Annotated in this window: 17 protein-coding genes; 12 read left to right on the top strand and 5 right to left on the bottom strand. The window is 46.5% G+C overall.

What is annotated here, in order from left to right; genetic code table 11:
- Positions 1-89 precede the first annotated feature (89 nt).
- The 5 genes from R7Q48_RS02295 to R7Q48_RS02275 all read left to right on the top strand — a co-directional run bounded on the left by R7Q48_RS02295 (position 90) and on the right by R7Q48_RS02275 (position 6003).
- Positions 90-1697 (top strand): carboxyl transferase domain-containing protein, encoded by a 1608-nt coding sequence (locus R7Q48_RS02295; RefSeq protein ID WP_140280762.1) that lies wholly within the window; start codon positions 90-92, stop codon positions 1695-1697.
- 105 nt (positions 1698-1802) lie between these two features.
- Positions 1803-2585: an enoyl-CoA hydratase-related protein gene (locus tag R7Q48_RS02290; protein ID WP_165935387.1), complete on the top strand. Its 783-nt coding sequence runs from the start codon at positions 1803-1805 to the stop codon at positions 2583-2585.
- The gene (locus R7Q48_RS02285) at positions 2578-4626 is read left to right on the top strand and encodes an acetyl/propionyl/methylcrotonyl-CoA carboxylase subunit alpha (RefSeq protein ID WP_165935386.1); all 2049 of its coding nucleotides are present in this window, start codon (positions 2578-2580) and stop codon (positions 4624-4626) included. The genes R7Q48_RS02290 and R7Q48_RS02285 overlap by 8 nt, the downstream gene beginning before the upstream one ends.
- Positions 4607-5509, top strand: a complete 903-nt coding sequence (locus R7Q48_RS02280; RefSeq protein ID WP_005382683.1) for a hydroxymethylglutaryl-CoA lyase — start codon at positions 4607-4609, stop codon at positions 5507-5509. Before R7Q48_RS02285 ends, R7Q48_RS02280 begins: the two co-directional genes overlap by 20 nt.
- 173 nt (positions 5510-5682) lie before the next feature.
- Positions 5683-6003: a DUF1840 domain-containing protein gene (locus R7Q48_RS02275; RefSeq protein WP_005373256.1), complete on the top strand. Its 321-nt coding sequence runs from the start codon at positions 5683-5685 to the stop codon at positions 6001-6003.
- A gap of 98 nt (positions 6004-6101) precedes the next feature.
- Here R7Q48_RS02275 and R7Q48_RS02270 read toward each other — a convergent pair whose 3' ends face one another.
- On the bottom strand, positions 6102-6968 hold the full coding sequence (locus R7Q48_RS02270; protein WP_132937145.1) for a mechanosensitive ion channel family protein: 867 nt from the start codon (positions 6966-6968) through the stop codon (positions 6102-6104).
- A 338-nt stretch (positions 6969-7306) separates the two neighbouring features.
- Here R7Q48_RS02270 and R7Q48_RS02265 point away from each other — a divergent pair, with 338 nt between their 5' ends.
- Positions 7307-7855 carry a sugar O-acetyltransferase gene (locus tag R7Q48_RS02265; protein WP_308387398.1) on the top strand — a complete coding sequence of 183 codons (549 nt, stop codon included), beginning with the start codon at positions 7307-7309 and terminating at the stop codon, positions 7853-7855.
- 9 nt (positions 7856-7864) lie between these two features.
- On the opposite strand, the gene R7Q48_RS02260 is transcribed toward R7Q48_RS02265, so the two are convergent.
- Positions 7865-9298: a PLP-dependent aminotransferase family protein gene (locus R7Q48_RS02260; protein WP_318132168.1), complete on the bottom strand. Its 1434-nt coding sequence runs from the start codon at positions 9296-9298 to the stop codon at positions 7865-7867.
- Between the two features lie 136 nt (positions 9299-9434).
- Between R7Q48_RS02260 and R7Q48_RS02255 the strand changes: the two genes are divergently transcribed.
- From R7Q48_RS02255 to R7Q48_RS02245, 3 genes are read left to right on the top strand one after another with little or no spacing between them, the layout of a single operon-like run.
- Positions 9435-10799 (top strand): cytochrome ubiquinol oxidase subunit I, encoded by a 1365-nt coding sequence (locus R7Q48_RS02255; protein ID WP_248486422.1) that lies wholly within the window; start codon positions 9435-9437, stop codon positions 10797-10799.
- A gap of 28 nt (positions 10800-10827) precedes the next feature.
- Positions 10828-11835 carry a cytochrome d ubiquinol oxidase subunit II gene (cydB, locus tag R7Q48_RS02250; RefSeq protein WP_308387399.1) on the top strand — a complete coding sequence of 336 codons (1008 nt, stop codon included), beginning with the start codon at positions 10828-10830 and terminating at the stop codon, positions 11833-11835.
- A gap of 20 nt (positions 11836-11855) precedes the next feature.
- On the top strand, positions 11856-11984 hold the full coding sequence (locus R7Q48_RS02245) for a DUF2474 domain-containing protein (protein WP_005373267.1): 129 nt from the start codon (positions 11856-11858) through the stop codon (positions 11982-11984).
- Between the two features lie 133 nt (positions 11985-12117).
- Here R7Q48_RS02245 and R7Q48_RS02240 read toward each other — a convergent pair whose 3' ends face one another.
- The 3 genes from R7Q48_RS02240 to R7Q48_RS02230 all read right to left on the bottom strand — a co-directional run bounded on the left by R7Q48_RS02240 (position 12118) and on the right by R7Q48_RS02230 (position 14353).
- Complete coding sequence (locus tag R7Q48_RS02240; protein WP_020480907.1) at positions 12118-12624, bottom strand: hypothetical protein; 507 nt, start codon at positions 12622-12624, stop codon at positions 12118-12120.
- A complete protein-coding gene (hxpB, locus tag R7Q48_RS02235) occupies positions 12617-13342 on the bottom strand; it encodes a hexitol phosphatase HxpB (RefSeq protein ID WP_308387400.1) in 726 nt (241 codons plus the stop codon). Before hxpB ends, R7Q48_RS02240 begins: the two co-directional genes overlap by 8 nt.
- Before the next feature lie 129 nt (positions 13343-13471).
- On the bottom strand, positions 13472-14353 hold the full coding sequence (locus tag R7Q48_RS02230) for a LysR family transcriptional regulator (RefSeq protein ID WP_308387401.1): 882 nt from the start codon (positions 14351-14353) through the stop codon (positions 13472-13474).
- Between the two features lie 97 nt (positions 14354-14450).
- Between R7Q48_RS02230 and budA the strand changes: the two genes are divergently transcribed.
- The 3 genes from budA to R7Q48_RS02215 are packed head-to-tail and all read left to right on the top strand — an operon-like array spanning position 14451 to position 17724.
- Complete coding sequence (gene budA, locus R7Q48_RS02225) at positions 14451-15236, top strand: acetolactate decarboxylase (protein WP_137282721.1); 786 nt, start codon at positions 14451-14453, stop codon at positions 15234-15236.
- Positions 15237-15265: 29 nt separating this feature from the next.
- Positions 15266-16969 (top strand): acetolactate synthase AlsS, encoded by a 1704-nt coding sequence (gene alsS, locus R7Q48_RS02220; RefSeq protein WP_262638377.1) that lies wholly within the window; start codon positions 15266-15268, stop codon positions 16967-16969.
- The gene (locus R7Q48_RS02215) at positions 16966-17724 is read left to right on the top strand and encodes an SDR family NAD(P)-dependent oxidoreductase (RefSeq protein ID WP_017820351.1); all 759 of its coding nucleotides are present in this window, start codon (positions 16966-16968) and stop codon (positions 17722-17724) included. Before alsS ends, R7Q48_RS02215 begins: the two co-directional genes overlap by 4 nt.
- Positions 17725-17730 lie beyond the last annotated feature (6 nt).

Raw genomic sequence — 17730 nt, 5'->3', positions numbered from 1 at the left:
GAAACAACTTCCTTATTCAATCTAAATCTTATTCAACCTAAATAAAGGCGGGTGGTGTCACCCGTCTACCGAATGGAGATCGGCTATTTATGGCTTGTTTGACGACCAATATTAATACCCATTCAGAGCAGTATCAGGAAAACTACCGCTCTATGGCGTCACTCGTAGATCAACTCTATACCGTGACTGCCCAAATAGAAGATGGTGGCGGTGAGAAAGCCCGCGAGCATCAGCAGAAGAAAGGCAAACTTCCGGTACGTGAGCGCATTCTTGCCCTACTCGACCCTGGTTCGTCCTTTCTAGAAATTGGTCAATTTGCTGGCTGGGATGTGTATCCAGATTACGTTCCATGTGCTGGAGTGGTTGCAGGTGTGGGGGTGATTGACGGCACTGAGTGCATGATCGTCGCGAACGACGTGACGGTAAAAGGCGGCAGTTACTACCCACTTACCGTGAAAAAGCACTTAAGAGCACAAGAAATTGCAGAAAAATGCCAACTGCCGTGTGTTTACTTAGTCGACTCTGGCGGCGCTAACCTACCCCGCCAAGATGAGGTATTCCCAGATAAAGACCATTTTGGCCGTATTTTCTACAACCAAGCCCGTATGTCGGCCAAAGGCATTCCACAAATTGCGGTGGTCATGGGGCTATGTACCGCTGGCGGCGCTTATGTTCCTGCCATGTGTGACGTATCCATCATAGTCAAAGAACAAGGCACGATTTTCTTGGCAGGTCCACCTCTTGTAAAAGCAGCGACTGGTGAAGAAGTCAGTGCGGAAGATCTTGGTGGCGCAGACGTTCATTGTCGCACCTCTGGTGTGGCGGACTATTACGCAGAAAATGATCACCACGCGTTAGAGTTGGCAAGACAAGCGGTTTCACAAATCAACCACTTGAAACCCGTTCAACTCAAGCAAAAAACGCCACAGGAGCCGCGTTTTCCTGCCCAAGAGCTGTACGGCATCGTCGGAACCGATCTTAAAAAGCCGTTTGATGTTAAAGAGGTCATTGCCCGAATTGTTGATGACTCACAATTTGATGAATTTAAAGCGTTATTCGGTGAAACCTTGGTCTGTGGCTTTGCCCATATTCACGGTATGCCGATTGGCATTGTCGCTAACAACGGCATTCTATTTTCGGAATCAGCACAAAAAGGCGCGCATTTTATTGAGCTGTGCGCACAACGCAAAATTCCTCTGCTTTTCTTGCAGAACATAACGGGCTTTATGGTCGGTCAGAAGTACGAAGCCGAAGGCATAGCCAAACATGGTGCGAAAATGGTAACTGCTGTTGCGTGTGCAGACGTGCCGAAGTTTACCGTAGTGATTGGTGGATCGTATGGCGCAGGAAACTACGGCATGTGTGGCCGCGCTTATGATCCAACCATGATGTGGATGTGGCCAAACGCGCGCATCTCCGTCATGGGTGGAGAGCAAGCGGCTGGCGTGATGGCGCAAGTGACCCGCGATATCAAAACTCGCAAAGGTGAAAGCTGGAGCGCGGAGGAAGAAGAAGCGTTCAAACGTCCAATTGCGGAGCAATATCAGACTCAAAGTCACGCTTATTACGCCAGTGCTCGTTTGTGGGACGACGGCATTATTGACCCTGCGAAAACCCGTGATGTTGTCGGCATTGCTCTGTCTGCTGCGCTTAATGCGCCAATACCAGACAGCAAATTTGGCATCTTCCGTATGTAGCCGGATGCAAGGCAAACCTTAACTCCTCGCGAATACCGATGTTTATACAAGTAACGGTTAGCGAGCATTGGAATAGAGACTGAAATGTCAGACAAAGGAAGTCACATGACCGGACTACTGCTTGAAAAAGACAGCAATGGCGTTGCTTGGGTGAGCCTCAATCGACCAGAGAAACACAACGCGTTTAATGATGAATTAATTGCTTCACTTATCGAAACCTTGGAAAAACTTGAGAGAGACGACTCTCTACGTGCATTGGTACTAACGGCGCAAGGGAAACACTTTTCTGCAGGTGCGGATCTTGGCTGGATGCAGTCAATGGCCACCAAAACCGAGAGTGAAAACCTGCAAGATGCACAGCAACTCGCAAAACTTTTGCATACGCTGGATACCTTTAGCACACCGACTATTGCTATGGTGCATGGCGCTGCATTTGGCGGCGCACTTGGGCTTATCTGCTGCTGCGATATCGCTATTGGTACACCTGAAAGCCGCTTCTGTTTGAGTGAAGTAAAGCTCGGTTTATTACCCGCTACCATCGGACCTTACGTAATCCGAGCGATTGGGCAACGACAAAGCCGACGCTACTTTTTAACCGCCGAACTGATTGATGCCGAGACTGCGCTATCGATGAGTATTCTTCATCAGATAGACGCTCAACCACGTGAAGCCGTCAATCGCACCATTGATCACCTGCTTAACAACAGTCCACAAGCCATGCAGGCAGCAAAAGCACTCTGCTTACGTTGTGACAATCAACCTATCGATCACTCATTAATTGAATACACCAGCCAAGCTATTGCAACCGCTCGCGTATCCAGCGAAGGACAAGAAGGACTAGCTGCATTTTTTCAAAAGCGCGCCGCCAATTGGAGGAATCATGTTTAAAAGAATACTGATCGCAAACCGCGGTGAAATTGCCTGCCGAATCATTAAAACCGCAAAAAGCATGGCTATAGAGACGGTTGCCGTCTATTCCGAAACGGATCGCAGCAGCTTACATGTTAAACAAGCGGATTTCGCTGAATTCATTGGCCCCGCTCCGGCGAGTGAATCGTATCTCGATATCGATGCGATTATCGGCGCTGCGAAAAAATGGCAAGCCGATGCTATCCACCCTGGGTATGGTTTTCTTTCCGAGAACCCGAAACTGGCGAAAGCGTGCAGCGAAAATGGCATTGTTTTTATTGGCCCTTCCACCAGCGCAATTGAAGCAATGGGTTCGAAGTCGCAAGCCAAAGCCATCATGTCAGAGGCGAACGTGCCCTTGGTTCCCGGCTATCACGGCACAGACAACAGCGTAGAGCACTTATTAGCGGAAGCTGAAAAAATCGGTTACCCAGTGATGCTTAAAGCAACCCAAGGGGGTGGCGGTAAAGGCATGCGAGTAGTCAATAGCGCAGCCGAAATGCCGCTGGCCATCGACGGTGCGCAGCGTGAAGCACTTTCAAGCTTTGGCGACAAGCAGCTTCTAATCGAAAAATGCATATTGCAGCCTCGCCACGTTGAAGTTCAGGTATTTGCTGACCAACATGGCAACTGTGTCTATCTTTCTGATCGCGATTGCTCCATTCAACGCCGTCACCAAAAAGTTGTGGAAGAAGCACCAGCTCCCGGTCTTAGTGATGAACTGCGTAAACAAATGGGTGAAGCTGCGGTTCAGGCCGCTCAAGCGATCGACTATGTTGGCGCGGGCACGGTGGAGTTCTTACTCGATAGCCGAGGTCAATTCTACTTCATGGAGATGAATACCCGTCTGCAAGTTGAACACCCTGTCACTGAATTGATCACCAGCGTTGATTTGGTGGAGTGGCAATTCAAAGTTGCAGCTGGCGAGCATTTACCTATTTCGCAATCTGAAATCACCCACAACGGTCATTCAATTGAGCTGCGAATTTACGCAGAAGATACAGACAATGACTTTATGCCGTCGACTGGCCGCATTGACTACTTAAAAGAACCCGTATCAGACAGTAATGTGCGCCTAGCGTGCGTACGCGTTGATAGTGGTGTTACCCAAGGCGATAGCATCAGCGAATATTACGATCCAATGATCAGCAAACTGATCGTCTGGGGGCAAACTCGTGATATCGCGCTAAAGCAGCTTAAGCAGGCGTTAACTCAATATCACGTACGTGGAGTAACGACAAACATTGGTTATCTGCACAGTATTATTTCGCAGCCAGCCTTTGCCGAGATTGAGCTCGATACAGGTTTCCTCGTCACACATCAACAAGGCATAAATGAGCAGCAAGACGTGTTGGATTCAATCTGGCTTACATTGGCGGCGGTTGCTCGCTGGAATGATCTCATTTCAAAATCAGACACCTCAACGTTACCCGCGCCAACCAAACGAGGTTTTAGACTGTCGGTTGACAACGTTTACCGATTTAACTTCACGGATGCCAATGCCAACCATCAGGCACGTTTGCAACAATCATCGCAAGATACAAGATCTCACTTCACTGTCCGATGCGGCGAGGAGCTGCATCAGGTCATCCTGCTTGAAAGTGACAACCAGTTTATCGTCGATATTGATAATGTGCGTTACACCTTTAATGCACTTAGCGATGAACAAAGAACAACACTATTTTATCTTGGTCAACAGCGCACGTTCGCTCATCAACCTAACTTTGACTCTGCAAAAGATGTAGATGATGAACTAAGTCCAACCGCACCACTCAACGGCATAATTTCAGCAGTTATGGTGGCTAAAGGTGACGAAGTGGCGGCGGGCGATCCGCTTTTGGTACTCGAAGCAATGAAAATGGAATACACCATCACGGCTCCGGTAGCAGCAAAAGTCGACGAATTGTTTTATCAGCACGGGGACCAAGTACAGCACGGTTCCATCCTGCTGAATTTGTCTTTGATATCGGATAACGTCAGTGAAGATAAGGAGCGCGAATATGCTACCAGCGAAGGTTAATATCGTCGAAGTCGGCGCTCGTGATGGTCTGCAAAATGAAACGGCAGTGACGCTGGTTGATAAAATCCGTTTGATTAACCAACTAAGCAGCAGTGGCTTAAAGCATATTGAGGCGGGATCTTTCGTCTCTCCAAGGTGGGTGCCTCAAATGGCCGATTCCGATCAGGTGTTTGCTGGTATCTCAAAAAAGCCTGACGTGGTTTATAGCGCTCTCACACCAAATCTCGCAGGGTTAGAACGTGCGCTGGAAAGCGGTGTAAAGCGAATTGCGGTGTTTGGCTCCGCTTCAGAAACGTTCAGCCAGAAGAACATCAACTGCAGCATTACCGAAAGTCTCGCTCGATTTGAGCCCGTTATCGAATTGGCGAACCAGCATAACATTCCTGTACGCGGGTACTTGTCTTGTACCATGGTGTGCCCATATGAGGGAGTAATCAAGCCAGAGCAAACTACCAAGGTCGCCAATACGTTGTTTGATATGGGATGTTATGAGATTTCGCTCGGTGATACTGTCGGTAAAGCAACGCCTAATCGCGTTATCGCCATGCTGGATTCGTTGTTAACGCTACTGCCAAAAGACGCGCTCGCAGTACATTTTCATGACACTTATGGGCAAGCATTAGCCAATATCTATCAAGCCTTGTTAATGGGCATCAACACCATTGATAGCGCAGTAGCGGGGCTCGGCGGCTGCCCTTACGCGAAAGGAGCCAGTGGTAATGTTGCAACGGAAGATGTACTTTATCTGTGTGAGCAACTTGGGATTGAAACGGGCGTTGACCTTAGCGTCATCAATGAAGCGGGTTGGCAAATTTGCCGTGCGTTAGGAAAGTCTCCTGCTTCTAGGGTCGCATTAGCTCTGGGCGATCCGTATAGCTTGTAAATCATCAACAACCAATCAGGTAATATATTTCAACGGGCATGCAGACGTACGTGCCCGTTTTTTGTTGTTACTCATAAAAACCTTAACGCTCAACGGTCTTCATCACATTAATTAGTGTCTGATTTCAGCTACAATTTAGTTTCAAACCGAACATATAAAACAGGATCAGGTAAATGCTCATAACATTTCGTTGTCGAAGCCACTCAAACGTCACAATGTTTGGTGATATTGCATTAGATATGCTCAAAATGATGGGTCACAGCGGCACGGTGCCGGGATCAATTTCCGCTCAAGATGTTCCTGACGCGCTATCAAGATTAACTTCTGCTCTATCTGCGAAAAATGCAGCTGAAGAAAACCTCCCTACTGATGTAGACGAAGAGGAAGAACAAGCAGAGCCCGCGGTAAGCCTAGGACGCAGAGCTTTTCCACTGATTGAGTTGCTAAAATCAGCAATCAAAGAAGAATGCGAAGTCATGTGGGACAACCAATAACGCCTTCAAACTGGTTTCTAGCGAGGTGAATCCATATTGTGACCGCCTCGCTATCACTACTCGAAGCCAAGATAAGGGCACCAACACCGCTTATCGCCCTATCCGTTTCTCTCCCTAGACAACTTGATTTGCCCATCAATGTGCACATCTCGTTGTGGAAACGCGATTTCAATACCTTGCTTTTCGAAAGCTTCATAGATTTCAAAACGTATGGCACTTGCGACCGATCGAATCCCGCCTTCAACCGTTGAGTTAATCCAAAAATAAGATTCGAAGATCAAAGCATTATCGCCAAAGTCTTGAAAAAACACGTCTGGAGCTGGCGAACTCAGAACTTGCGCTTGCTGCGAAGTCACCTCCGCCATTAAGGCAGCAACCTGTTTGACATCGCTCCCATACGCGACGCCGACGACGACCGAGCCACGGACTAATCTGTCGCATAACGTCCAGTTGATCACCACGTTCTCAATCAACTGACTGTTGGGAATGAGCATGTGAACGCCATCGGTTCTTCTGATTCGCGTTGAACGTGTATTTATTTGCTCGACAATGCCTTTGGCGCCCTCGACCTCTAAAAAGTCCCCAATTCGGATTGGCTTCTCACCAATCAAAATCCAGCCACTTATGAAGTTGTTAATGATGTTTTGTGCACCAAAACCGAAGCCGATAGCGATGGCACCAGACAGAAAGGCGAACGCGGTGATTGGCACATTGATCATCGAAAGTGTGGTCATAAAAATAATGGCGAGAGCGATGACAAATAATATCCGTTTAACCAAATGAATGACGTTTGGATCTTTCCCAGATGAAGACATTCTTGACGTAACGGTTTTGATTAAAATTTTGGACAACCATAAAGCGACAATCACCCATGTCGGCACCATCAATATCGCCCACAACGTGATAGGTTGTTCGTTAAAGGTAAACAGCGTTGTTTCTAAAAATGAAATGACCCGTTCGAACATAAAGTGCTCACTCTTGATTCATCGTTACCAGCAAGCCAGAGCGCATAAGTCTTATATTTTTAGCCCAATCGATAGCGCAAGCGGCTCAATTAAGTTCTTCTTATTAACTATATTGTAATCTACGTAAAACGCTTCGAGTGGTTTCCCGCTTTGGCTTCAACACGATTAAACCATTTAAGGAGTACGTCTTTGTGTACTAAACGAGCCAATCAACCGACTGAATACGCAAGGCAAATCAGTGATAACTTTCTGATTTTTAAGCATCAAATTTTCACTTCGAATCACTCTCACTTATTATTGTGCACCTTGTTGCAAATAACATTGATGGAATGATTGTTATGTCAGAACTGACTCGGATGCGCTCTGGAGAAACCTATAATTGTCTGGATGAAGAACTAAAGCTCATGCGCGCCAAAACCGCGCAGCTTGTCTTCCAATTTAACCACGAGCCAAACCCAGATATCCGTAGACAACTATTGGCGGAAATGGGCGTCCAATTAGAAAACAGCACCTGTATAGAGCCACCGCTTCAACTTACCTACGGTTGCCACTTGTCCGTCGGGGAAAACACCTACATCAACTGGGATGCCATTATTCTGGACAATGGGCAGGTTGAGGTTGGCGCGAACGTCATGATTGGGCCTAGAGTGCAAATTTACACAGCTGCTCATTCACTCGATACACAAAGACGCTTAGCCGGAGATGAGATCGCCAAACCGGTAAAAATCGGCAATAACGTTTGGATTGGTGGGGGCGCTATCATACTGCCAGGCGTGACCATTGGCGATCAGGCCGTCGTTGGCGCTGGCTCTGTCGTAACCAAAGACGTTGCGCCGGGCGATCGAGTCGTTGGAAATCCGGCGCGCTCCATTAAACCCAAAAACTGAAGAAAGTCGCTATTTCGCCAAATGATCGCGAATAATATTGGCAAGCAGATTGAGAGCATGAACGTATTTGTCATTAAGCTCAAAAGAAGCGTTAAGACGAATACAGTGATCGTATTGTTCTGTCAGGCTGAACATCTTTCCCGGCGCGATACTGATATTATCTTTTAGCGCTTCTCGATATATCTGCAAGGCGTCGATATGCTTGGGAAGCTCTAACCAAATAAAGTACCCGCCGCTTTGGCTTAACACGTTGACTTCTTCAGGTAACAGCTCATTAAGCAGATCCGTCATCTTACTTTTACGTTCAAACAGCTTTTTCCGTAACTGCTTCAAATGCGATTCATAATTGCGGCTTGTTAAATAGTGCACCAATGTCATTTGCACTGGTGCACTCGTCGCTAATGTACTCATTAACTGTAACTTTTGTACCTCTAGCGCCCGCTTTCCCGCCGCAACCCAACCAATACGTAGCCCTGCGATTAATGATTTTGAAAACGAGGAGCACAACATGGTATTGCCCATGTCATCAAACATTCTTAGTGGGTAAACTGAGTCATTCTCGGCATGCAGTTCGCTGTACACATCATCTTCAATCACTGGCACGTTATATCGCTGTGTCAGCTCAATCAGCTTTTGTTTTTTCTCGTTGGTGAGCGTAAAACCCAGAGGATTTTGGAAGTTCGACATCAGCCAACATGCTTTCACATCGTGTGTTTGCAGCGCTCGTTCCAATGAGTCTAGGTCAATGCCCGTGACTGGGTCTGTTCTTACTGAGAGCGCTTTCAAACCTAACCGCTCTAAGGATTGCAATGCGCCATAGAATGCAGGCGACTCCACAACCACCCAATCTCCCGGTCTTGTGCAGGCTTGCAAACTGAGCGTTAACGCCTCCAGCGCGCCTGCCGTAATGACAATTTCATCGGGTGAAATTTCAATGCCTTTCGCAGCATAACGCTTCGCGATGATGGTGCGTAATTGTTCGTTTCCCGGCGGTAAGTTATCAAAGGTGGTGGAAATCGGCATATTGCGAGCGGCTGCGCTCATCGCCCGATTCACGTGATATCGTGGGTACAAACTTGGGTCTGGATAGGCAAAGCCAAAATTGATCATGGATGGATTTTTACTCGCCTGCAGAACATCAAAGATAAACTCATTGATGCCTACCTGCTCAGTCCACGAAACCGCGGCTGGCGCTTGGGGTTCATTTGAGCTCTTAATATTGGGCGCGACTCGATAACCAGATCGCGGCTGTGACGTGACCCAGCCTTGAGATTCCAGAATTTGATACGCGTGCAACACCGTCATCAAGCTCAAACCCGAGTGTTCAGATTGGCGACGCAGCGAAGGCAGCTTGTCACCCGGATGCCATATCCCCGATTTTATCTGCCTTTTAAGCTGTTCCACTAACTCTTGATACTTCGCCAAACGCAAATCCCCTTCCATAAAACCGAATTCAAAATAATAACACTTCAATATTTAATCTGTTATAGGTTTATAGTCACTGTCTGTACCTACTTCCCTCATTCCGCTCCTTTTAAAATAGCTCTCTCATAAAACTTAAAAGATCAAAGGAAGTTTAATGTTTGGCCTCGACGCATTTATGCTTGCACGGATACAGTTCGCCTTTACCGTATCCTTTCATATTATTTTCCCCGCTATCACCATAGGTTTGGCCACCTATCTCGCTGTGCTGGAAGGCTTATGGCTAAAAACACGTAATCCCGATTACCAAAATCTCTATCACTTCTGGTCGAAAATTTTTGCGGTTAACTTTGGAATGGGTGTTGTATCTGGTCTTGTCATGGCCTATCAATTCGGCACCAACTGGAGTGGTTTCTCCGACTTCGCTGGTTCTATCACTGGCCCATTACTGACTTATGAAGTGTTAACGGCTTTCTTTCTCGAAGCCGGATTTCTTGGCGTAATGCTGTTTGGGTGGCGTCGCGTCGGCGAAAAGCTGCACTTTTTTGCAACCTCGATGGTGGCGTTAGGAACGATCATTTCGACGTTCTGGATTCTCGCCTCCAACAGTTGGATGCAAACGCCACAAGGCTATGAAATTGTCGACGGACGTGTGGTGCCAACCGACTGGTTTGCTATCGTTTTCAATCCTTCATTTCCTTATCGTTTGGCGCACATGAGCGTCGCGGCTTTCGTCAGTTCAGCACTCTTTGTAGGCGCGTCAGCCGCTTGGCATTTATTGAGAGGCAATCAATCGACTGCGGTAAAAACCATGTTTTCGATGTCGCTCGGGATCTTAGTGTTCCTTGCGCCACTCCAAGCCGTGATTGGCGATGTGCACGGGCTAAACACTCTGGAACACCAGCCCGCCAAAATCGCTGCCATCGAAGGACATTGGGATAACAGTGATGGCAAACCAACCCCATTGATTTTGTTCGGCATGCCAAACATGGAACAAGAACGCACAGACTATGCCTTAGAAATTCCTGTTTTAGGAAGTTTGATCCTACGCCACAGTTTAACTGAGCCAATCCCGGCGCTGAAAGACTTCCCGAAAGAGGAACGACCGAACTCACCTATCGTCTTTTGGTCATTTCGAATCATGGTCGGGCTAGGACTTCTGATGATTTTACAGAGCTTCTACAGCATATGGTTACGAAAAAAGAACACGCTTTATACCTCGCGTTGGTTCCTCAAGTTTTCATTGTTTATGGGGCCATCTGGTCTTATCGCAATACTCGCTGGCTGGTTTACGACAGAGGTTGGTCGGCAACCTTGGGTCGTTTATGGCGTACAAAAAACGCGTGATGCGGTTTCTGCACACGGAGACCTACAAATGAGCATCAGCCTGCTGTGTTTCCTGGTTGTATACAGCTTGGTATTTGGTTTTGGTTATTACTACATGATCCACCAAATCAAGAAAGGCCCCGATGCAATCGAACACGATGAGCACGACATGACGACCGTTTCAGGCCGCATCTAGAATTTGTCACAAAGTGAAGGTAGAAAATATGCATTTTGATTTATCCGTGATTTGGTTCGCGATCATCGTTTTTGCCACTTTGATGTACATCATCATGGATGGCTTCGATTTGGGTATTGGAATACTGATGCCCTTCATCAAGGATGAAAAACAAAAAGACGTCATGGTCAACAGTGTCGCGCCAGTTTGGGATGGCAACGAAACTTGGATTGTGCTTGGAGGCGCATCTCTATTTGGCGCTTTTCCGATGGCTTACGCGGTGATTATTGAAGCGCTAACCATCCCTTTAACGTTGATGTTGATTGCTTTGATCTTTCGTGGAGTCGCATTTGAGTTTCGCTTTAAAGCATTGGAAAGCCACTTAAAGTTCTGGGATCGCTCTTTTATGGTCGGATCGATTTTAACCACGTTTTTCCAAGGCATCGTTGTTGGCGCGGTAATTCAAGGCTTTGCGGTGGAAAACCGCGTCTTCGTAGGTAGCCAACTAGACTGGCTTACCCCTTTTCCCATCTTTTGCGGTTTGGGTTTAGTCGCAACGTACGCGCTGCTCGGTAGCACATGGCTCATCATGAAGACGGAAGGTGCACTGCAAAACACGATGTACCGCTTCACTAATAAAACACTACTGGCGATGATCTCCGCATTAGTCATTGTGAGCGCTTGGACTCCACTTGCTTACCCTACCATTGCGGAAAGATGGTTTTCTCTGCCGAATTTGTTCTACTTACTGCCCGTACCAGTCATTACTGGACTGGTATGTTTGAAGATTGCTGACTCCGTTAAAAAGCGTAAAGAGCGCAGCCCTTTCGTGATGGCGCTAGTGATCGTGATTCTCGGGTTCGCAGGGCTTGGCATCAGTATCTGGCCAAATATCATTTCTCCTAGCATATCAATATGGGAAGCAGCGGCTCCTGCAAGCAGTCAGCGCTTTATGCTCGTCGGAGCAGTGATCATCATCCCGATCATTCTGGCTTACACCTTTTGGAGTTACTACGTCTTCTCCGGAAAAGTAAAAGAAGGCGAAGCGTACCATTAACGAGTTGATAAGGAGTGAGTATGAAAATCAAAAATTGGTGCCGCCAATGGGCTTGGATGGTTGGAATTTGGGTCGTTAGCGTCGCTGCATTAGGGTTAGTGTCTATGTTGTTTCGCGTCATGATGACCGCTGCAGGGTTAAAATCTTAGCTCGGCATTTTTAAGTCAATAAAAAATGGATGCCTCTAGATCTTGTGTAAGAGCTAGAGGCGTTGAACCTAATACTCAATCTTAATGAAAAAGCCAAGCGTTAAGAATCTACTCAAAACATTCTTTCATAAGTCTACATTGCCTGAAGTCGTTCATGCATGCTTACGAGATCAAAAGGTTCAAGCTTTTTCGCAATGCTCAGTAATGCTTCCTTTTTATCTTGCGGTAAACTTTGAAACTTCGACTCTAAACGTAAATCCACTTTGCTAAAAAGTAGCTTTCTAATTTGACTAGCTTTTGCCTTTGATAATTGCAATCCATCATTATCGGAGGTTTCAATTATCATGATAATTCTTGCTAAATCACTGAATTCATCATCAGAGCATAAATAAAGTGATTGTTTGTATAAATAGCCAACCGAAATTTCAAAATCAATATTAAGCGCTTGAATCTGACCGACAATGTTTTCACTCATATCATTTTGAGAAGCAGAGTTGATACAATCATCAAATCGCCTTTCAAATGTAACAAATCGATTATTGAGCTCGTCCAACATAGTCGTATCTTTTGCGAATGATTCTATAGGTAAAACCAATAAGAACATTGGCAGTAGGTATTTTTTCAGCGACCGACTATTCACAATCAAGTCCTTCTTCTAAAAAACTTTCATGCGGTGTTGGTGCAATTGTTGCTTTCAAATTCAAGTCCATTAAACTCGCCAAATGGCTTTCATTAAACTCTGATAGCTTTTGCAGCTTTAGACTGGCTTCATTAAACTCTTGGTAGAACTTATCAGGTTGAGGTATCACGACTGTTTTTATGTTTGCTCGTGTTGCCGCAAGCATACCCGAATAAGAGTCTTCAAAGGCAATACAGTTACTTGAATCTACACCTAGTTTATTGATTGTTGAAAGGTAGACATCTGGCTCTGGCTTACCCTGCTCTACATCGTCTGACGATGATATCGCGTCAAAGTAACTGGCAATACCGAGTTTGTTCAAAATGATGGGAATGAGTTGATAAGGTGAATTAGTAGACAACCCTATCTTAAACCCTTTTTCCTTAAGCAATTTGAGTGTTTCTGTAACACCCTCTAATTCGCATCCTTTTTCAATTATTAATGCCTCCACTTTATCCACAACAGCATTCTCTACTTCCTCTAGGCTCTTTTCTTGCCAAGGATTACGTTCATACCAAAACCTTGTTACTTCACCTGTCGTCATAGTTGCAGTCTGCTTTGACAGCACTTCGGTCACTTGGACACCAACTGATGAAAACACCTGCTTTTCCGCTTCCTTCCACAAAGGTTCTGAATCAATCAGCAACCCGTCCATATCAAAGACCGCAGCGTATATCATTGGTACATCCTCAGTAAGTTCTATTCGTTGAGTAAGATTTGTCTATTCAACCAAAGCATAGCTTTGCATATAACGAGGGAGAGTATCACATTTGCCTGTGGCTATCAGAGCCAGTTCGATGACTCATCTTTAAACCTCAACATGACCGATGTGCATGGCTACTTTTAACGCTTGTTTATTGAGATTAGACGCCTCCCAAGCAACGACAACACGACTGGTTAGGGGGATATCATCAATCTCGGCGACTGTCGCGGAATCATCGAGATGTTCAGCCAGTGAGCGCGGAACGAGAGCAATACCTAACCCAGCCTGCGCCATGGCAATCGTCGTACGAAGTTGCGGTGCTGCGAACTGTGGTTCGAGCCTTACTCCTGCGTCGGCAAAAAGTGTACTCATGCCATCAAACAGTGCGGGTCCAGTCTCTCGTGGAAACAGTAAAATTTTATGGCCTCTCAACTGTTTCATCTGGATACAGGGATATTTTGCCAGTTCGTGCCCCGCCGGAATCACCGCGACAAACGGGTCGTTAAACAACACCTTGTGCTCAAAAGGCTCACTGGCGTAACAGGGTAGCCGCATGATTGCGAGATCAAGTTGTTTGCTTTTTAACTGAGTGGCAAGCTCTGGCATTGATAGTTCCGCCGTCTGGAAGTGAACCCCATCCTCTTGAATTCGCCCCACCCTCTCTAATACCTTAATGCAAGTTGATGTTGACGTTGCGAACCCGATTTTAACCTGCGTATTTTCACCACGGGCAATCTGTCGAGCTTTTGCTTTAGCGCGTTCCACATCAGCAAGAATATTTACCGCATCCGTATAAAAGACTTGCCCTGCATGGGTCAGCTCTACTCCTCTAGACAAGCGCTTAAATAGGTCTACGCCAAGCTCGTGCTCTAGCTTTTTGATTTGCTGACTCAAAGGAGGTTGCGCAATCCCTAACTGTTCAGCTGCTCGGGTAAAGTGATGAGTCTCGGCGACCGCGACAAAATACTTCAGGTAGCGAAATTCCATATATTTTCCATATCAAAATAAATCTTTTTTATATTGGATTTAGCACCGTGTAGAAGTCAATCTAAATATACTCTTCATTGCATAACTGGTCTTACTCATGCGTGGATTTTATAACCCTCTATGCGCTTGTTCGCTTGAAGTAGCGAAAGAATTTTCTGAATACCATCATGTTACCGGAGATGGTGAGATTTATCAGACTTCGTTAATGAGTGCTTTGATCGCTGGTGTTTACGAAGGCTCAACAACCATAGAAGAACTGCTGAAACATGGGGATTTTGGTTTAGGTACGTTCAATGAATTGGATGGTGAGTTGATTGCGTTTGATAAGGAAGTTTTTCAACTAAAGTCGGATGGCTCCGCAAACCCGGCAGACCTGGCGCAAAAAACGCCCTTTGCTGTCATGACTTTTTTTAAGCCTGATATCGAGCTGCCACTGACATCGCGCATGTCACGTCATGAAGTCCATAGCCTCATAGACGACCTGGTTCCAAGCGATAACCTATTTTGCGCAGTGCGCATTGATGGCGTTTTCGATTCAGTTCGTACTCGCACCGTACCTAAACAAACACGCCCTTATCGGCCAATGCTTGAAGTGGTCAAAGAACAACCAACGTTCCGCTTCACGCATAAGCAAGGCGTGGTCGCCGGCTTTCGCAGTCCTAAATATACGACTGGCATCAATGTGCCCGGCTATCACGAACACTTTATTACCGATGACCGCCAAGGAGGTGGTCATATTCAGGATTACAGCATTTCGTCAGGGTTCCTCCAGATTGGCAAAGTCTCGCGGCTAGTGATTGATACCCCGGTATCGACAGACTTTCTCAGCGCCAATTTGGCTCCGGAAGATATAAATACCGCCATAGAAAAGGCGGAAAAGTAACAAAGTCAGGCAAATAATAAGGACAACAAATGCAATCCAAACCTTCAAATAAAAATGGAGCTCAGTTGATCGCTCAACAGCTAGAGTCTCTCGGCATTAAGTACATTTTCGGTATTCCCGGTGCAAAAATCGATCGACTGTTCGATGCGATTGAAGACACTAACATCCAAATGATTCCGGTACGTCACGAGGCTAACGGCGCATTTATGGCGGGCGTTATGGGAAGACTAACCGGCAAAGCAGGTGTCACAATGGTTACGTCAGGCCCTGGCTGTGGAAATCTAGTTACGGGGGTTGCAACAGCAAACTCCGAAGGCGATCCGCTGATTGCTATCGGTGGTGCGGTGAAACGAACTGACCAGCAAAAACAAACACACCAGAGCATGGATACCGTCAGTATTTTTCGCTCTATAACTAAGTTCAGTGCTGAAGTGCAGCATGTGGACGCCGCAAGCGAGATCATGGCGAACGCATTTCGTATCGCAGAGTCAGGTCGTCCTGGGGCTTGCTTTTTGAGTCTCCCCCAAGATGTTTTATCCGAGCAAACCCAAACGGACATTATTGTCCCCTCGCCTTACACACAGCCTGGTTGCGCAGACATCGCAGCAATCGAAGAAGCGGTCAGTCGAATCAGTAAAGCAAAGCGCTGTGTGGTTTTACTTGGCCTTCACGCGAGCCGCAGTCAAAACGCTGCTGCTATCGCTCGGTTTCTTCAAAATACGCAGCTACCCGTTGTCGGCACTTACCAGGCCGCCGGCACGGTAGACATCAATTACTATCATCACTTTGCTGGGCGTGTCGGTTTGTTTAATAACCAACCTGGCGATGTTTTACTGCGGGACGCCGATTTAATTCTCACCATCGGCTTTAGCCCAATAGAGTATGACCCTGAGCTTTGGAACAGCCACCGCAACCCAGTGATTCACCTCGATATTGAACCAGCAGAATACCAACTTAATTATCAGCCTTGTGTTGAAATCGTCGGAAACATTGCGCAGTCATTAGACAAGATGGGCAGCTATATCTCTGAATATGCTCGCCTTTCCCCAACGGCACTTTCAGTACTGGAAGAGGTAGCACTGCAACGGCAAGTGATCAAAACCTATCCCAATGTCTATAACAAGCAAGGATTTCATCCACTGGCGCTAATAAAAGCTATGCAATCTATCATCACACCGGATACCACGCTATGCCTTGATATGGGGAGCTTCCACATCTGGATCGCTCGTTACTTGAGCTGTTTTCGAGCTCGCCAAATGCTGGTGTCTAACGGCCAACAAACAATGGGCGTTGCACTCCCATGGGCCATTGGTGCCAGCCTACTAAAACCTGGTAGCAAAGTGGTATCGATATCAGGAGACGGCGGTTTTATGCAATCGAGCATGGAGTTAGAAACCGCGGTTAGACTGAACTGCAATATCGTCCATATTGTGTGGGTTGATAACGCCTACAACATGGTAGAAATGCAAGAGGTCAACAAATATCAGCGCTGCTCTGGTGTGAAATTTGGACCAATTGATTTCAAGGTCTACGCCGAATCATTTGGCGCGAAAGGCTTCGCAGTGACTAGTCAACACGAATTACTACCGACATTGAATAAAGCCATGGATGTTGAAGGGCCAGCAGTGGTGGCTATCCCCGTAGATTACAGCGACAACGACAAACTGATGTTGCCGCGCACAGAGAAAAATCAAGATCCCGTTTTTGTAAGTTTCGAAGGAGAAATCGCATGAGAGGATTAAAAAATAAAGTCGCACTCGTGACTGGCTCTGCCAATGGCATTGGTTTGGCCATCGCAAAACGTTTGTATGAAGAAGGCGCAAACGTCGCTCTTGCCGATTGGAATGAAGAGCAGTTGGCAAACGCCGTTGAGGGCTTTGATAAACAGCGTGTGTCTGCGCATTCTATTGATGTTTCTGACCCAGAAAAAGTCGCAGCACTGATTTCTGATGTTGTTACCCGTTTCGGTAAACTGGATATTTTAGTAAACAATGCTGGCGTACATGTCCCTGGTTCCGTGATTGAAGGTAGTGTGGAAGACTGGAAGAAGATCTCTGGTGTAAACATTGATGGTGTTGTTTATTGCGCGAAGTTTGCTTTGCCTGAACTCTTAAAAACGAAAGGTTGTATGGTAAATACCGCGTCCGTTTCCGGTTTGGGTGGTGACTGGGGTGCCGCATTCTATTGTGCGAGTAAAGGCGCTGTGGTCAACCTGACTAGAGCGATGGCATTGGACCATGGTGCGGATGGGGTAAGAATTAACGCCGTATGCCCAAGTTTAGTAAAAACCAACATGACAAACGGCTGGCCGCAGGACATCCGCGATAAATTCAATGAGCGCATTGCGCTTGGCCGAGCAGCCGAACCTGAAGAAATTGCGTCTGTCGTGACTTTCTTGGCAAGTGATGACGCATCTTTCATTAATGGCGTAAACCTACCCGTAGACGGCGGTGCCACCGCATCAGATGGTCAACCTAAAATAGTATAAGCATTA

The sequence above is a fragment of the Vibrio sp. 378 genome (assembly GCF_033339435.1).
Note: the sequence above shows the minus strand (reverse complement) of the source record. Positions and strands in the feature narration are given on the sequence as shown.